This is a genomic window from Chryseobacterium sp. C39-AII1 (assembly GCF_039672645.1).
Taxonomy (GTDB): domain Bacteria; phylum Bacteroidota; class Bacteroidia; order Flavobacteriales; family Weeksellaceae; genus Chryseobacterium.
On sequence record NZ_JBDFPQ010000006.1, the window covers coordinates 63,855 to 81,294 of the forward strand.

The window sequence follows — 17,440 nt, forward strand, 5'->3', positions numbered from 1 at the left end:
TGTTTGAGCTCATTTACTTTATTTACGGCTCGGCGGCTTCGCCGCCGAGCCGTAAATAAAGTAAATAGCGAGTGCGTAGAGCGGGATTAAGCTCCTAAAAAACAAAAAAAGAGACTGATAACAATCAATCTCTTTTTATATTATTTAATTTTAAAATTACAATCCGATTACCGGCATTGATAACATTAAAATATTTTCGTTGTCTTCAAGACCGTCAAGTGGCTCGATAATTCCCGGTCTGTTGGGTTGAGACATTTTCATTGTAATATCGTCTGAACCTAAAATCGTTAACATTTCCGTTAAAAATTTAGAACTGAATCCGATGTTAATATCTTCTCCGTTATAGTCACAAGGAATCTGCATATCTGCCTTGTTTGCATATTCTGTATCTTCCGCATGAAGGTGAAGAATATTTGCAGAAAGTTTAAATCTTACCTGATTGGTAGATTTATTTGACATAATAGAAGCTCTTTTAATAGCTCCCAACAATAGATTTCTGTTGATTGTCAACACATTCGGGTTTTCTTTTGGAATTACCGCTGTATAGTTAGGATATTTTCCGTCAATCAATCTACAGATCCAGATATGTTTGCCAAAAGTAAATTTAGCCATGTTCTCGTTGAAGTCGATTTTCACGTCTTCATTTGAGCTTGCTAAAATATTCTTGAAAATGTTCAAAGGTTTTTTAGGCATGATAAATTCCATTGGCTCGGCATTCATCAAATCCTGTCTTTTGTATACAACCAATCGGTGAGAATCTGTAGAAACAAAGTTCGTTTCGTTTTCTCCAAACTGGAAAAGAACTCCCGTCATTACAGGACGAAGAGAATCATTACTTGTAGCAAAAAGGGTATTTGTAAGCGCTTCAGATAAAACTCCGGCAGGCATTGTAACGCTCTGAGAAGCATCAAATTCCGGAAGTTCAGGGTAATCATCAGCGTTGTCTAATGCTACCGCGAAATTATCTTTCTCATCTAAGATCTCAAGCTGACTTCCCGTTCCTTCTGCATTATCTTTTACAACCAACGTTAGCGGCTGCTCTCCGTAAGTCTTGATGAAATCCTGAAAAATCTTTGCCGGAACAGCAAATTTTCCCGCGTCATCAGACTTTACTTCAAGAGAAGTTACAAGAGTCGTCTCACCATCAGATGCTGTAATGGTAACGTTGTTTCCGTCTAATTCAAAAAGATAGTTTTCTAAAATCGGTCTCGATTGAGAGCTTGATATTACGCCACTTACAGTTTGCAACGCCTTCTGCAGTTCACCACTTGAAATAATAAATTTCATAGATTTAAAAATAATTTTTACAAATATAATAAATAGAAAATAGATTGAAAAGAATATTGACGAGAGTTTATTAACATCCATCAAAAGAATTTTCCAACTCCTTCTGCTCCACTTTTTTGTTCCGTAAGATTATTCTTACGAGCTTAAATTTAATAATTATTTTTGACCAATTGAGTATATTTGTCAATAATATTTTTGTCATGCGAAAACCACCTATTCATAAAAGTTTTTTAAACGCTTTCCGAGGTGTTTTTCTGATGATGAAAAGTGAAAGAAATTTCCAAATCGAGCTTTTGGCTTTTTTGATTAATCTGTTTCTGATTTTCTATTTAAAACTTTCCACAATTGACACTATTCTTATCTTGATCGTTTGCTATGGGGTTTTAGTCGCGGAAACTTTCAATACAGCAATTGAAAAAATATGCGATATGATTCAGCCTGAATTTGATAAAAGAATTGGTTTTATTAAAGATATTGCGGCGGGAGCGGTTATTTTAACGGCTGTTTTATCGGGAGTTGTAGGAATTTTGGTGTATTGGAAATATATATTTTAATTAAAAAACATCTCTTTTCAGAGATGTCTTATCTTTTTAGTTACAGTAGTAATCCCAAGATTCTTGTGTCATGCAACCATCAAATTTTGCACAATAAGATATATAAGGAGAGGTACTACAATATCCATTCTCGTCGGTTGGATAAATAATTCGCGATGGAATGCCAATTCCCCCTTTTACACTTTTTAACTCTTGTCTTTTAAGTTTTTTCAAATTTTTCATAGTATATTTTAATTTGTCATTTATAAAACTAGTGAATAAAATTCACTTTACTTAGAAAAATAAAAAAAATATTATAAATACTTTTCAATAACAGGAAGTGCAATTTCAGCCATCACCCCATATCCTTTTTCATTGGGATGAACGCCGTCTTTCGAAAGCAAAATTTCTTTATCATCTACAAATCCGGAGTAAAAATCAACGTAATTCAAAGACTTTTCAATACAAATTTCTTTAAGAATCTCATTGTATTTTAAAATTTCTTCTGTCGACCTCAACTTTCCGGAAGCAACCATAACTCCATCTATATTTTTAGAAATCGGAAGAATACTAACCAAATAAATATCTTGTGCATATTGTTTTGTCTGTTCAACAGCGGTTAAAATATTAGCTTTAAACTGTTCCGGATTTATCAAATGGGTTCCCTCTTTTACAGCTAAATCATTGGCTCCGTAACCAATGAAAACAATATTTCCTTCAGGAGAATTTCTGGCAGCCATTTCATAAGGAATTCTTTTAAGCAGACCTTCTGTAGTTTCGCCACCGATTCCGAGATTGTAAATAATCAGTTCATTGCTTCCCTCATTGTATTTCTGTAGCGCATACCTTTTCAGAATATCTACCCAACCGCCAAATACACCGTCGTATTCTCCGTAAGTAATGCTGTCGCCGAAAAATAATCCGTACCTCATTTTTTTCATTTACTTTTTTAAATTGTTTTGAATTTTTAATTTGAACTAATTTGTTATTATTGAGATGCTTCGACTTCGCTCAGCATGACATCGCTAATACTAACTGTTTTATATTTACAGTAATATTAAACTTAATTAGCCTAAACTTTTTAAATAAAATCTTAATGGTTTAAGATAAAAATCAATCCAAAATTAGTGTAATATTTTTATGTGATTCTATAATTTCAATTAAAATTTCAAATAGAGTTTGTCCGTTTCCATCGATTAATTCATCCAGCTTTTGTTGAATTAATTCTACATTGAAAGGCTTACCGATTCTGATTTTATTTTCGTAGAATTCTTTCGTTAGTTCAAACCCCAAATCCTCTTTTGATTTTTGAGAATTCTTCCAGATTATATCTGAATCAATTCCATATAAAATATCATTAAAACCGTCCAACGTTCCTACTTTCCAGCCTTCATCTTTCATAAAAAGCTGCGAAATTTCTTCGTAGAAACCTTCCAGATTTGAAAAATGACCGCCATTGATGACCGTCATTTTCTTTTTATTGTTATTTGAATTATTCAATTGCATATTTAAAGATACAAGAAAATTTCAAAAGGAAAACTTTAAAATAATTACTTAAAAATTTGTATTAAAAAAGTTAATAAGATTAAGCTGTATTTGTAGGTAACAAGTCCTAAAAATAAACAAACCAGGCTTTTGATATAATTTAAAAATTTCTTTTCTCCAAAAAACTGTCCAATTGCCCAGATAAAGTATACTTGAACGAAATATATTCCAACTTGAGCGATTATAAATAAATTTAGCAGCTTTCCAATCAATAGAAAGAACAAAACTGAAATAAAAAATACCCCAAAAATATAAGACAAGAGTACAAAAATCTCAAAAATATTATAGCCATTTTTATAAAAGAATAACTTCGTCCACAATGCCATAAAAAAACCAATAATCAAAGCAGAATATCCGAGGTGAGAATCTACCCAATTATTGATTGCATCGATATAATGGTTACTTTCCCCAGTGGAAGATTCACCCAATGCTTTTATATTAAAGATAAGCACTTCGATATGAAACCAATGAATAATTAAAGTATAAATCACTGCAGAAAAAACCAAGAAGGCGATAGGTTTTACATACTTTTCACGGTTCTCTGTAAGATATTCTCTCACCGTTTTTCCGGGACGTATCAAAAGTTCTTTGAGTGTAAAAGGGAAGCCTTTATCAACATGAAAAAGATGCTGAATCTCATGAGAAATATAATGCGCATCGATTCTTTTGATTGTTTTTTTATGGTCAGAAGAATTTTCTTCGTTCATCAGGTTATTGTTTTTAGTTTCTATAATTATGTTTACAAAAATAGGAACTTATTTGTTAAGTCATCATTAAAAAACCCCATAGAATCTAAAAATCTATGGGGTTTGTATCGAAAAACTTTGTCAAAGTTCAGAACTTTGACAAAGTTGATTTATTTAAAGTATTCAACTCCGTTTTTGAAGATATTGTGATAATTCGCAGTTGGAATATTCTTCATTAAACCTTCTGCAAAACGTTCAGGATGTCCCATTCTACCGAAAATTTTTCCGTCTGGGCTGGTAACGCCTTCAATTCCGAATAATGAATTATTTGGATTGAACGGCATTCCGTGAGCGATATTTCCTTCTAAATCTAAATATTGAGTTGCGATTTGTCCGTTTTCATACAACTTCTGAATTTCCGCTTCTGAAGCCATAAAACGACCTTCACCATGAGAAATCGGAATGGTGAAAACCTGATCTTTCATTCCTTTTAACCAAGGTGATTCGTCATTGACAACTCTTACATTCACCATCTGAGAAATATGTCTTCTGATCGCATTGTGAGCCAACGTCGGAGAATTTTCATCTAAATCTTTGATTCTTCCGTAAGGTAACAATCCAGATTTAACCAACGCTTGAAAACCGTTACATATTCCGATAATCATTCCGTCTCTGTCTAACAATTCGTGAACTGCATTTCTCATCTTTTCGTTTTTCAAAACGTTGACAATGAATTTTGCAGAACCATCCGGCTCGTCACCTGCAGAGAAACCTCCTGAGAAAGCCAAAATCTGAGAAGTTTTAATTTCCTCAACCCAAGCATCAATACTTTCATCCAATAATTGGTGATTGATGTTAATTAGAGGTAAGCTACTGATTGCAGCTCCTTCTTTTGCGAAAGCATTCAACGTATCGTACTCACAGTTTGTCCCTGGGAAAACCGGTGCGAATACTTTGGGTTGAGCGATTCCTTGTTTTTTAATAATGATATTTCTAGGGTTGATTGAATTTAATTTTTCATCAATAGCAACCGTTATTTTCTCTTTTTCAATCGTTGGGAAAAGGTTTTCGAATGTATTCGTGTTTGCAGCTAACAATTTGTTGATTGCTATTTGTTGCTGATTGATTGTTAATACTTCCTCTGCAACGACTTTTCCAATTAATTGAAGATTTGTTGAGCTTAATTCTTCTTTAGATTCAATAATTAAGCTTCCGATATTTTTAGCTAATAAAGCTGTTTCATCAACTGTAATTTCAGCACCTAATCTGTTTCCGAAGCTCATTTTTGCTAAAGCAACTGCAACTCCACCTTCTTTAACCGTTTTAACTGAAACGATTTTTCCATCTTTGATGTTTTCGAAAATAAGTTCATAAACATCTTTTAAAGCATTGTAATTTGGAAGTCCGTTTTCCTGAGCAATATGATTGAAGAAATACACTTTATTTCCTTCACCTTTAAATTCAGGAGAGATAATATTTTTCTTTTCTCCGTTCGCACAAGCGAAAGAAATCAACGTTGGCGGAACATTCAGATCCTGATACGTTCCACTCATTGAATCTTTACCACCAATTGCAGCCAAACCGAAATTAATTTGAGCATCGTAAGCTCCTAAAAGCGAAGCCAAAGGTTTACCCCATTTTTCAGGATTCTGACCCAATTTCTCAAAATATTCCTGGAAACTGAATCTGATATTTTTATAATCGCCACCCATCGCAACGATTTTCGCAACACTTTCTACAACCGCGTAAGAAGCTCCCAACAAAGAATTTTGCTTAGAAATCTCTGCATCGAATCCCCAACTCGCCAAAGAAACTGTTTCGATATTTTTTGCTCCGATGATTGGCAAGGTCTGAACACTTCCTTCCATCAAAGTCTGCTGATATTTTCCACCTAAAGGCATCGCAACCGTAGTCGCACCAATCGATGAATCAAACATTTCCAACAACCCTTTTTGAGAAGCAACGTTTTTATCGCTTAATATTTTCAAGAAATTCTCTTCATTAAATGCAGGAGTTTCTTCTTTTATTTCATTCAGGTGAGTAATTTTAACTTCCTGACTTTTTGAACAACCGTTTGTATCCAAAAACGCTCTCGAAAGGTCAACAATTTTATCGCCTTTCCAGAACATCTGCATTCTTCCGGAATCTGTCACTTTTGCAACTTCAACAGCTACAATGTTTTCAGCCTCACAGAATTTGATGAATTTTTCTTTATCTTTTGGCTCAACCACAACCGCCATTCTTTCCTGAGATTCAGAAATAGCCAGTTCAGTTCCATTTAAACCTTCGTATTTTAAAGGTAAAACATCCAGATTAACTTCCAAAGAATCAGCGATTTCACCGATTGCTACGGAAACACCTCCAGCTCCGAAGTCATTTGATTTTTTAATTAGTCTTGTTACTTCAGGATTTCTGAATAATCTCTGGATTTTACGCTCTTCAACGGCATTTCCTTTCTGAACTTCAGAACTCATCGTGTGGATTGAAGTTTCGTCCTGTTCTTTTGAACTTCCACTTGCTCCACCAACACCATCACGACCAGTTGCCCCACCTAAAATGATGATAGAATCACCAGCTTCAGGTTTTTCACGTCTTACCCAATCCACAGGAACCGCTCCGGCAACAAAACCAACTTCCATTCTTTTTGCTTTGTAGCCTTCATCGTAGATTTCGGAAACCATTGTAGTCGCCAAACCGATTTGATTACCGTAAGAAGAATATCCGTTTGCAGCCTGTTTTGTGATTGTTTTTTGAGGTAATTTCCCTGGTAACGTTTGATCTACAGATTCCAAAACATCAGCAGCACCCGTTAATCTCATCGCCTGGAAAACGAAAGAACGACCGGACAAAGGATCTCTGATTGCACCACCTAAACACGTTGAAGCTCCACCAAAAGGCTCAATTTCTGTCGGGTGATTGTGCGTTTCATTTTTGAATAATAAATACCAAGGTTCTTTTTTTCCGTCGTATTCAGCTTCGATTTGGATGGTGCATGCGTTGATTTCATCTGAAACAACAAGATTCTCCAAATTCCCTGTTTTATGGAAATATCTTCCGCAAACTGTCGCCAAATCCATTAACGAAATTGGTTTCAATTCACGTCCTAAGAATTTTCTTTTTTCGATATAATCATTGAAAATTGTTTCCAATATATGTTTAAACTGTCCTTCAAATTCAATATTTGACAATTCTGTTTCAAACGTTGTGTGACGACAGTGGTCGCTCCAATACGTGTCTAAAACTTTAAGTTCAGTTTCCGTAGGATTTCTCTCTTCAGTTTTAAAATATTCCTGAATGAACTTCAAATCATCCAAACCTAATGCAAAACCGTGATTGTTGAAGAATTCCCCTAATTGAGCATCATCAAAATTGATAAAACCTTCATGAACAATCACTTTTGAAGGCGTTTCTTCCGCAGGAATATTTAAAGTTGATAAATCTTTTTCCTGAGATTCAACCTTATTAATTAAAAGGTCTTTGATTTTAACTAAATCAGATTCAGAAATTCCTTCAAACTCGATTAATTTTCCGCTTCTTACTTTAGACTTCTCATTTCCAGTCAGTAAAGCTATACATTGCTGAGCAGAATCTGCACGTTGATCATATTGACCAGGCAAAAATTCTAATGCGAAATGAGTTCCTTGTGCCGGATTTTCCTCGATTAAAATATCAGTAACCGGATCTACGAAAGTGCTATTCACAACTTTTTCGAATTCACCATCGTTTAATCCAAAAATATCGTAAACGTTATACACTTTTACGCTTTGGATAGACGGAACCACCGCTTTTACTTCATCAAAAATTTTTGGACTTTCCACATCGAAAATTCCTCTCTTTTCTACGAAAATTCTTTTGTTTTGAGACATTAGATGTCAGATATTAAATATTATTAGACTTATTTACTTAATTTATTCGGATTATCCGGATGTTCCTTCTGATATTGTTCGGCTTCTTTTGTTTCTTTTTTCAACCATTTTTCAAAAGGAATTTTTTCTTCATCATAATCCAGCGCAAAAATATTTTTGCCATCTTCTGAAATTAAGAATTTGAAATCAAACCAAGATCCCGTTTCTATTCTTCTGTAATCGTAAGTATTGACCTGATAAAAAGGAAAATTTTCTTTTGGCCTTTCTATGATTTCGAAGAATAATTTCTTTTCATTTTCAGATAATTTCGTGTAATGATTTACATAATACAACTCTGAAAGTTTCTTATTTTTATTCTCGAAAAACTGAAGAATGGTCTTCTCTTTTTCGTTGTATTTGAATGGATTCGGAAAATATTTTCCATCAACTTCAATCGTATTTTCAGATTTTGAAACAGGCATCACAATTTCTCCTTTGAAATTCATCACTCCCCAAGTTCCACCAACCATTGCTTCATGTTCATCTTTTGTTTTTTCCCAATTACAATCATCACAAAAAGCTGCATAACCGTAATTGAAAGGTGAGACAAAATCATGTTCAGGTTTAATGATAACCGTTCCGTTTCTGTCTACAAAACCAACTTTTCCGTCCTTAACAAACCTTCTTACTCCTTCAGAGAAATAATCTGCTCCGTTGTCGTAAAAGAAGGGTTTGTAGAGGAAATTTCCTTTTTTGTCGTAGACGTAGCCCCATTCATTTTTTCCAGGCTTATCATCATTTTTAAAACCATCAAAATAGATTGTTTCACCTTTTACCAATTCTCCGTCTTTCAAATAAGAAAAAACTTTAAACTGTGCAGGAACGACAATTTTCCCGTTTTGATCTTTAACTCCAACCAATGAATCTTTTGATTTAAAATACTTTAAAACTTCCTTTTCCTGAGAAAAAGAAAGCATGGGCATTAATAAAATGACTAAAAGTATTTTTTTCATGAATCGGTTTGGTTTAGTTAAAAATAAAATATGCAGCCGAAAAGACTGCATATTAAATTATACTTTAAGATCAGCCTCTAATCCTATCAGATCTTTGTTGGCATCAATAATCGGCTGAACTTCATTCGCGATGAATTCCTCCGTCTGAATTGGCGCAAAACCGATAAAGTTTTTAGGATCAAGAACTTCTTTTAATTTTGATTTATCTAGTTTTAATGAATCGTCGTTTAAGATTCTTTCGATAAGGTCGTTTTCCTTACCTTCTTCTTTCACTTTTTTAGACGCTTCCATAGAATGAACTCTGATCACTTCGTGGATTTCCTGACGGTCGCCACCAGCTTTCACCTCTTCCATGATGATGTATTCTGTCGCCATGAAAGGAAGTTCTTCCATAATATGTTTGTTGATTCTGTTTGGATAAACCACGATTCCGTTCATGATGTTGTTCCAAATCAATAGGATGGCATCAACTGCTAAAAATGCTTGAGGAATTGTTAATCTCTTGTTTGCAGAATCATCCAATGTTCTTTCAAACCATTGTGTTGAAGCAACCATTGCAGAACTTGTCGTTAAAGACATCACATATTTTGCCAATGCTCCGATTCTTTCGCTTCTCATTGGATTACGCTTATAAGCCATTGCCGATGAACCGATTTGGTTTTTCTCGAATGGTTCTTCAATTTCTTTCAAATTTTGAAGAAGACGTAAATCGTTTGTGAATTTATGTGCAGACTGTGCAATATTTCCTAATAAGGCTACAACTTTAGCATCAATTTTTCTGTCATAAGTTTGTCCGGAAACTCCGAAAACTTTTTCGAAACCGAATCTTTTTGAAAGTTCTTTATCTAAATGTTTAACTTTAGAATAATCACCGTTGAAAAGCTCAAGGAAACTTGCAGCAGTTCCTGTAGTTCCTTTTACACCTCTGAATCTTAATGTTTCTAGGAAGAAATCAAGTTCCTCAATATCAAGAACTAAACTCTGTAACCAAAGTGTTGCTCTTTTTCCAACTGTCGTTAACTGAGCCGGCTGGAAGTGAGTAAATCCTAAAGTCGGTAAATCTTTGTATTGAATAGCAAAATCAGAAAGATTCTTCATTACGTTCACCAACTTTTTCTTTAAAATTAAAAGTCCGTCACGGATTTGAATTAAATCTGTATTATCTCCTACAAACGCCGAAGTTGCTCCCAAGTGAATAATTCCTTTTGCAGAAGGCGCCACATCACCATACGCGTGAACGTGAGCCATTACATCATGTCTGAATTTTTTCTCGTACTCAGCCGCTTTTTCGTAATCGATATTTTCTGCATTGGCTTTCAATTCAGCGATTTGCTCGTCTGTGATATCAAGTCCAAGATCTTTTTCGATTTCAGCAAGGGCAATCCAAAGCTTTCTCCAGTTCTGGAATTTATTATTGTGAGAAAAGTTAAACAACATTTCTTCGCTTGAATAGCGTTCTTCCAAAGGATTTTTGTAGGAATTCATTCTTTTCTTTTACTTTTTTAGATATGCAAAAATACAGTTTTTAAACGAGAGAGAAAAATCTCTCTGTGCTTTTGTCTTGAAACAAAATCACCAAAAATTCAAGACTGGAATCTTTCGCTAAAAATGCCTTCTGTTCTCTAAAAATTCTAAACTTGCGCGAATTCAGAATTGGTTTCCATTTCATAATTTGTGTCGCGCTTCGAACAATAGAATTTTCTTAACGTTCACAAAATTCATTTTTTTAACGCTACAACTTCCTAGGTCGTCTAAAATAGCCCGGATTGAAACGGCATCCTTTTGGGTTGCGGGCGCAGCGAAGCGGAGCCCGTAACCCAAAAGATATAGTGGAAAGCCGGAAAAAGCTTCAAATAAAAAAATAGAAATAACTTTTCGATGTAATTAAATTGCTCCTGAAGATTTTCATTATTATAAATCTTGCAAACTGAAAATGTTTTATCATAAATTTGTTGCTTCGTTTTAAAACAATAATGAAATGGGTGGTTTGAGGAAATTAGAAATCAAAAAAAATATTCAGAAAGAAGAAGATAAAAATCTGTCTTTTCGGGTTTTTGATTTGAATGAAGAAAATTTAAAGGATTATTTTAAGCCTCACAAAAAAGATCATTTCTTAATTATCATTATCGAAAATGGAACACTTCAGCTTCATATTGAGGATAAAATTCATTATTTGAAGGCCGGAAAAATTTCCGTTGTTTTTCCGGAGCAGGTTCATTTTATTTCAGATTTAAGTTCAGATTTAAAAGGGAAAGTTATTCTGTTTGAAGAAATCTTATTCTGTTCAGATATTCTGAAAAACGAATTGAGTACGTATAATGTCAATCTTTCGACTCAGCTTAATTGCACTATTCTTTCCCATGAAGATTTTGAGCAAAGTTTAAATTCCATTCAAATTATTCAGGGAATTTATCAGAAACCGAGTTTGATTAAAAAGGAACAGGCAAGATTTCAAATCAAGATCTTTTTATTAGGTTTAATTGAATCCGTTCACGGTTTGCATCCTATTTTACATAAAGAAACGGCAGACAAACCAATTTATGTTCGGTTTAAAAAATTATTGAATGAACATTACAAACAATACCGAACCGTTCAATATTATGCTGAAGAATTGGCCATTACTCCAAAAAAATTAAATTCAATTACGAAAAAACATTGTGGAGAAACGGCAATTCAGGCGATTCATAATAGAATCTTAATGGAAATAAAACGTCAATTGATGTTTTCAGACCTTTCTCATAAAGAAATCGCTTTTGATTTAGGTTTCAACTCTCCTTCCGCGCTCAACAAATTTGTAAAAGCAAAATTGAAAGAAACACCAACCGAACTTCAGCAGGAACTGGCGCAAATGTATAACGCATAGTCTTGTTTGTATAACATTGCTCGTTTTGGCTTGTCTAATTTTGTTTCATCAAAAATTAAATAAAAAAATGAGCAAATTATTTATTGCAGGAGAAGTTTTTCATGGCGCGGGAACTCTTTCTGAATTAGCAAATATCAAAGGTACAAAGGCGGTAATCGTAACAGGAGGAAGCTCGATGAGAAAAAGCGGAACGTTGGATAAAGCGGTTGCTTACCTTACAGAAGCGGGAATCGAAACTCAGATTTTCGAAGGTGTAGAAGAAGATCCGTCATCAGCAACTTGCGCAAAAGGAGCTGAAATGATTCAAGCTTTCCAACCAGACTGGATCATCGGTTTAGGAGGCTGTTCTGCGATTGATGCTGCAAAAATTATGTGGGTTTTCTATGAATATCCTGATGCAGATTTCGATGCAATGATCAAGCCTTTCACGGTTCCGGTTTTAAGAAATAAAGCGAAGTTTATTGCTATTCCTTCTACAAGCGGAACAGGAACAGAAACAACAGGTCTTGCTGTAATTACGGACAGAGAAAAAGGCGTAAAATATCCTATCGTTTCTTATGAATTGACTCCGGATATCGCAATTGTTGATGGTGAAATCTGTGCTTCAATGCCGGCTCACGTGACTTCAAACACAGGTCTTGATGCTTTAACTCACTGTGTGGAAGCTTACGTTTCTAACATTGATAATAATATCGCAGATGCACTTTCAAAAGAAGGTTTGGAAATTGTTTTTAATAATTTGAAAGAAGCGGTAGAAAACCCGAACAATATTGTAGCTCGTCAGAATATGCATGATGCTTCATTTATGGCTGGATTGGCGTTCAACAATGCTTGGTTGGGGATTGTTCACTCTTTATCTCACCAGGTTGGTGCTTTATACGGAATTCCTCACGGAGCTTCTAACGCGATTTTCCTTCCGAATGTAATTCGTTATAACGCTCAAGCAACAAATCGTTTTCCTGATTTAGCAAGAGTAATTGGTAAAGAAACGGCTGAAGATTTAGCTCAGGCTATTGAAACTTTACGTTCGGAGGTTAATAATCAATCCGCAATCAAAGAATTCGGAATTTCAAGAGAAGATTGGGATAAGAATCTTGATTATATCGCGAACAACGCTTTGGTAGATCCTTGTACAGGGTTCAACCCAAGAGTTCCTTCTTTGGATGAATTGAAAACTATTTACAATGCTTGTTATGAAGGTGTTGTATATGCTGAGGAAGTTGTTGCAGGATAATATTTTAATCCTACGATTATAATTAAACGTTATAGGTTTTTGAAACCTATAACGTTTTTTTTCGGCATGTTTATTACTAGTCCCCGTCGAGCGGCATGTTTGAGCTCTTTTTCAAGTTTCGGTTTCGGCGGCTTCGCCGCCGAAACCGAAACTTGAAAAAAGCGAGTAGCGAAAGCGGGAAAAAGCTACAAAATTTAAGTTTAAAATAAAAACAGGAAACCAAAATTGACTTCCTGTTTTGTTTTATTGATAAATCACTACATCATCTTTTTTAATCTGATAGCCTTTTTTCTTATAAGGAACTAAAACGTAGCTTTCTTTAACGTGACTTCCGCTTTTCCAAATTTTGCCCTTACCCTGTCTTTCCAGAATAATACTTTTAGCATTTCCATCGGGAATAAAAATTTCAGCTTTGCTCATGCTTTTGTTGAAAATAACTGCTGTCATCGAAGTATAGCTCTTATCAGATTTAACTTCATTGAGTTTAATTTTCTGTTCAAAAACACGTACACAATCATTTCTAAGTTGCGAATAAGTATAACCTGCCGAACTGATGCAGCCGTGAACATCTCTGTCGCCGCCAACTTTCTGGGCAAATGCTAAAGATCCAAGGAACATTGCTCCTAATAAAATAGTTTTTTTCATATTGTAAATATTTAAGTTTTCATTTGGTAAAAAATATGCCAAAGTTTGGTATTAGTTAATTTCTTTTTAAGTTACAAAAAAAGCCACTCGTTATGAGTGGCTTATAAAAAATTATTTCGTCCAATTGATTTTTGAATGTTTCACCTCTTCTGAGTTTGTACCAATCATAATATCAAAATCTCCGGCTTCCCAATCATATTTCAAATCTCCGTTGTAGAATTTCAGATTTTCAGGGCTGATGTCGAAGGTAACCGTTTTAGATTCTCCTTTTTTCAACATTACTTTTTGGAATCCTTTCAATTCTTTTACCGGTCTTGTGATGCTTCCCACCATATCTCTGATGTATAACTGAACCACCTCAGCGCCATCATAATTTCCAGAGTTTGTTACCGTTACCGAAGCCTGAATCGTTTGCTCACCTTTTGGATTAGCGTTAGAAACCGTTACATCAGAATAATTGAATTTAGAATAACTCAAACCAAACCCAAACGGATACAACGGCGTGTTACACTCATCCATATAATTCGAACGGAATCTTTGGTATTCACATTTATCAGTCAATTCCTGACTTAATGGGCGGCCTGTATTTTTCGCGTTATAATAGATTGGAACCTGTCCTAAACTTCTTGGGAACGTCATCGGTAATTTTCCTGAAGGATTTATCTTTCCAAAAAGAACATCAGCAATCGCATTTCCGGCTTCTGAACCTGGGAACCAAGCATTCAGAATAGCATCAGGCGTATCTTTTACATTCGTTAAAGCCAAAGGACGACCTGTGAAAAGAACCATTGCGATTGGCTTTCCTGTCTTTTTCAATTCATTTAATAAATCAACCTGAGACTGAGGAATCGTGATTTCAGTTCTTGAAGAAGATTCTCCGCTCATTTCCGCAGATTCTCCGATGGCCAAAACGATAACGTCTGCTTTATTGGCAACGTCTACCGCTTCTTTTAGTAAAGCTTCTTTTGAACGATTATCTCTATCCGTTTTCTTCCCGTGAGCTGCGTAGATGTCTTCTAATTTTGCATCATAATCGATGTTTGCTCCTTTAGCAGAAAGGAATTTTACGTCCTTCCCGTAATTAGCCTGAAGACCTTGCATCAAATTAACAGAAATTGCGTGTTTTGTAGCCACACTCCAAGTTCCTGCCATATTCATTGAGTTGTTTACCAATGGTCCGATCACAGCAACCGTTCCTGATTTTTTCAATGGTAAAACCTGGTTTTCATTTTTCATCAAAACCATAGACTGAGAAGCTACGTTTCTCGCAATATTACGGTTTTCCATGCTGTACACCTCTTTTGCAGCTAATTTCGCATCTCCGTGTTTGTATGGATTATCGAACAAACCTAAATCATACTTTGCTTCAAGAATTCTTCTCGTTGCCATATCGATCTCAGCCTGAGTCACTTTCCCTTCAGATAAAGATTTTTTCAATGTAGTTAAAAATCCTTCACCTACCATATCCATATCAACTCCGGCTTTCAAAGCTAAAGCTGAAACTTGCTGAAGATCTCCCATTCCGTGGTCTACCATCTCGTTGATCCCCGTATAATCGGTCACTACGAAACCTTTGAATTTCCACATATTTCTCAATACTTCGGTTTGCAACCATCTGTTTCCGGTCGCAGGAACTCCGTCTACTTCGTTGAAAGATGCCATCACAGACGCTACACCCGCATCCACAGCCGCTTTATAAGGTGGAAAATATTCGTTGAACATTCTCACGTGGCTCATGTCAACCGTATTATAATCTCTACCCGCTTCACCAGCTCCGTATAGTGCAAAGTGCTTTACACAAGCCAAAATATTGGTTCCGTTTGCTAAATCTTTTCCTTGGTAACCGTAGACCATGTTTTTAGAAATTTCACTTCCTAAATAAGGATCTTCTCCAGAACCTTCAGAAACCCTTCCCCATCTTGGCTCGCGGGAAATATCCACCATTGGCGAAAACGTCCAGTTAATTCCGTCGGCTGCTGCTTCTTTTGCTGCAACTTTTGCTGACTGCTGAACTAAATTCATATCCCAAGAAGCCGCTAATCCTAATGGAATAGGGAAAGTGGTTTCGTAACCGTGAATCACGTCCATTCCGAAAATCATTGGAATTTTCAGACGGCTGTTTTCTACCGCTACTTTCTGAACGGCTTTGATTTTATCAGCTCCTTTTATATTGAATAGTCCGCCGACTAAACCTTGCTCTACTTTTTTTCCGATATCGGAGCTTTTAGCCAGACCTGTCGTAAAATCTCCCGAACTTGGTAAATTCAGCTGTCCGATTTTCTCGTCTAAAGTCATTTTAGCCAAAAGATTATCTACAAAAGCTTTCTTTTTAGCCTGATACTGCGCCGTCTGATAAGACTGAACGGGCTTCGTTACCATTTCCTGAGCCGAAACTACAGGTGCTAGCGCTAAAGTCGCGATTACAATTAACTTTCTCATAAATCTATCTTCTTAAATTATAGTTCTATTTTTTTGTTTTAATTCTTTAAACTATTCTACAATTAAGTACAATTCGTTTTTATTTTTATTTGATTCTAAATATCCCAAAACACAAATCAAACTGCCGTATTCATTCATTGTATTGTCATTTTTTGAAATATCGAGCCATCTAAAATATTCTTTTTCCAAGTTATTCGGATGAAGATGCTTTCCTTTATATTTAAATAAATTCATTAACTTTCTATTTTTTAACTGCTTATATTCTATTTCAACTTCAGTCTGAAAAATAAAATTCAATAAATTAGAAAAATTTTCTTCTTCTATAAACTTGCATTCGTATAATATATCTTCTTTATCGCACTTATCGAAAAACAAATCTTCGTTAAGAAGAGCATCGTCATCAGGTTGGTTTAATGCAATAAAAACCAGATCCATTATTTCTCTTTCTTTTTACTCAACATCCATTCATACAACGCGGGGTTTGAATATGTAGAATCCCATGAATTATGATTATCATTTGGGAAAATCGTTAATTCTGCCGATGGATTTACCGGATGAAGTTTTTGGTAAAAATTAAAAGCATTTTCAGGCAAAACAACATCGTCCATTCCGCCGTGAAAAATTTTCATATTTAAATCTTTGTATTGATTGATGTTCGCATACATCACTCGATCGGTCGGTGCGCAAACGGAAACTACGGCAGCAAACATTTCAGGATGTTCCATAGCCAGTTTCAGTGTTCCCCACCCTCCCATCGAAAGTCCTGTAAGGTAAATTCTGGAAGCATCGATCTTATACTTTTTCTGAATTTCTTTAATCAAATTATAAACGCTTACCGTATCCCACCAAGTATCTGCAGGGCATTGGGGAGCCAAAATTGCCACAGGTTCATTAATTAAATTCCTGTACGTAAACGGACTGTGCGCTTTTACAGCTTCCAGATCGTTTCCTCTTTCTCCCGAACCGTGAAGAAATACAATTAACGGAACATTTCCTTTTACTTTTTGAGGATAATCGAGAACGTAAGATATTTTCTCGGTTCTCTTCACCTCTTTATTGAATGTTGTTTTTATTTCCTGAGCATGTACGCTTAAAGAAAATGGTAAAAGTAAAAGTGGTAAGTGTGTTAGTTTAATTTTCATTTGAATAATTTAGTTTGTAATTTGATTTAGATCCTGCTTAAAGTTGACATTTTTAACATTAAGAAGTTCAGTTTTAAAGATTCTTTACTTAAAGAGCTTAATAAAAATCAATCTATTGATTTCTTAATCGTATTTAGCTTCATTAGCTTAAAGCCTTAATGTTAAAAAAAAATAAACAAAGTTTATTTTAATTAAGCAAATGAAGTAA

14 protein-coding genes are annotated in these 17,440 nt (G+C 35.0%); 3 read left to right on the forward strand and 11 right to left on the reverse strand.

Annotated features, from left to right (window positions below):
• Positions 1-156: 156 nt before the first annotated feature.
• Positions 157-1,287, reverse strand: a complete 1,131-nt coding sequence (gene dnaN / locus ABEG63_RS11405; RefSeq protein WP_267402561.1) for a DNA polymerase III subunit beta — start codon at positions 1,285-1,287, stop codon at positions 157-159.
• 200 nt (positions 1,288-1,487) lie between these two features.
• Here dnaN and ABEG63_RS11410 point away from each other — a divergent pair, with 200 nt between their 5' ends.
• On the forward strand, positions 1,488-1,841 hold the full coding sequence (locus ABEG63_RS11410; protein ID WP_346584884.1) for a diacylglycerol kinase family protein: 354 nt from the start codon (positions 1,488-1,490) through the stop codon (positions 1,839-1,841).
• Positions 1,842-2,134: 293 nt separating this feature from the next.
• On the opposite strand, the gene ABEG63_RS11415 is transcribed toward ABEG63_RS11410, so the two are convergent.
• From ABEG63_RS11415 to purB, 6 genes are all read right to left on the reverse strand, one after another.
• Positions 2,135-2,752: a GDSL-type esterase/lipase family protein gene (locus tag ABEG63_RS11415; RefSeq protein WP_346584886.1), complete on the reverse strand. Its 618-nt coding sequence runs from the start codon at positions 2,750-2,752 to the stop codon at positions 2,135-2,137.
• A gap of 181 nt (positions 2,753-2,933) precedes the next feature.
• Entirely contained in the window at positions 2,934-3,326 is a 393-nt protein-coding gene (locus tag ABEG63_RS11420; RefSeq protein ID WP_346584888.1) for a ribonuclease inhibitor, read from the reverse strand.
• 44 nt (positions 3,327-3,370) lie between these two features.
• A complete protein-coding gene (locus ABEG63_RS11425) occupies positions 3,371-4,072 on the reverse strand; it encodes a DUF3667 domain-containing protein (RefSeq protein WP_346584889.1) in 702 nt (233 codons plus the stop codon).
• Positions 4,073-4,221: 149 nt separating this feature from the next.
• Entirely contained in the window at positions 4,222-7,917 is a 3,696-nt protein-coding gene (locus ABEG63_RS11430; protein ID WP_346584890.1) for a phosphoribosylformylglycinamidine synthase, read from the reverse strand.
• A 29-nt stretch (positions 7,918-7,946) separates the two neighbouring features.
• Positions 7,947-8,909 (reverse strand): WG repeat-containing protein, encoded by a 963-nt coding sequence (locus tag ABEG63_RS11435; RefSeq protein WP_346584891.1) that lies wholly within the window; start codon positions 8,907-8,909, stop codon positions 7,947-7,949.
• Between the two features lie 57 nt (positions 8,910-8,966).
• On the reverse strand, positions 8,967-10,394 hold the full coding sequence (gene purB / locus ABEG63_RS11440) for an adenylosuccinate lyase (protein ID WP_267402554.1): 1,428 nt from the start codon (positions 10,392-10,394) through the stop codon (positions 8,967-8,969).
• Between the two features lie 493 nt (positions 10,395-10,887).
• On the opposite strand from purB, the gene ABEG63_RS11445 reads away from it, so the two are divergent.
• Together ABEG63_RS11445 and ABEG63_RS11450 are read left to right on the forward strand one after the other, a co-directional pair.
• A complete protein-coding gene (locus ABEG63_RS11445; RefSeq protein ID WP_346584892.1) occupies positions 10,888-11,772 on the forward strand; it encodes a helix-turn-helix transcriptional regulator in 885 nt (294 codons plus the stop codon).
• A 67-nt stretch (positions 11,773-11,839) separates the two neighbouring features.
• Positions 11,840-13,006 carry an iron-containing alcohol dehydrogenase gene (locus tag ABEG63_RS11450; protein ID WP_346584893.1) on the forward strand — a complete coding sequence of 389 codons (1,167 nt, stop codon included), beginning with the start codon at positions 11,840-11,842 and terminating at the stop codon, positions 13,004-13,006.
• A gap of 243 nt (positions 13,007-13,249) precedes the next feature.
• Here ABEG63_RS11450 and ABEG63_RS11455 read toward each other — a convergent pair whose 3' ends face one another.
• The 4 genes from ABEG63_RS11455 to ABEG63_RS11470 all read right to left on the reverse strand — a co-directional run bounded on the left by ABEG63_RS11455 (position 13,250) and on the right by ABEG63_RS11470 (position 17,232).
• The gene (locus ABEG63_RS11455; RefSeq protein ID WP_346584895.1) at positions 13,250-13,651 is read right to left on the reverse strand and encodes a hypothetical protein; all 402 of its coding nucleotides are present in this window, start codon (positions 13,649-13,651) and stop codon (positions 13,250-13,252) included.
• Positions 13,652-13,762: 111 nt separating this feature from the next.
• Positions 13,763-16,090, reverse strand: coding sequence for a beta-glucosidase BglX (gene bglX, locus ABEG63_RS11460; RefSeq protein ID WP_346584896.1), 2,328 nt, complete (start codon positions 16,088-16,090; stop codon positions 13,763-13,765).
• Positions 16,091-16,141: 51 nt separating this feature from the next.
• Complete coding sequence (locus tag ABEG63_RS11465; RefSeq protein WP_346584897.1) at positions 16,142-16,525, reverse strand: hypothetical protein; 384 nt, start codon at positions 16,523-16,525, stop codon at positions 16,142-16,144.
• Positions 16,525-17,232, reverse strand: coding sequence for a prolyl oligopeptidase family serine peptidase (locus ABEG63_RS11470; protein ID WP_267402549.1), 708 nt, complete (start codon positions 17,230-17,232; stop codon positions 16,525-16,527). The genes ABEG63_RS11465 and ABEG63_RS11470 overlap by 1 nt, the downstream gene beginning before the upstream one ends.
• Positions 17,233-17,440: the final 208 nt, after the last annotated feature.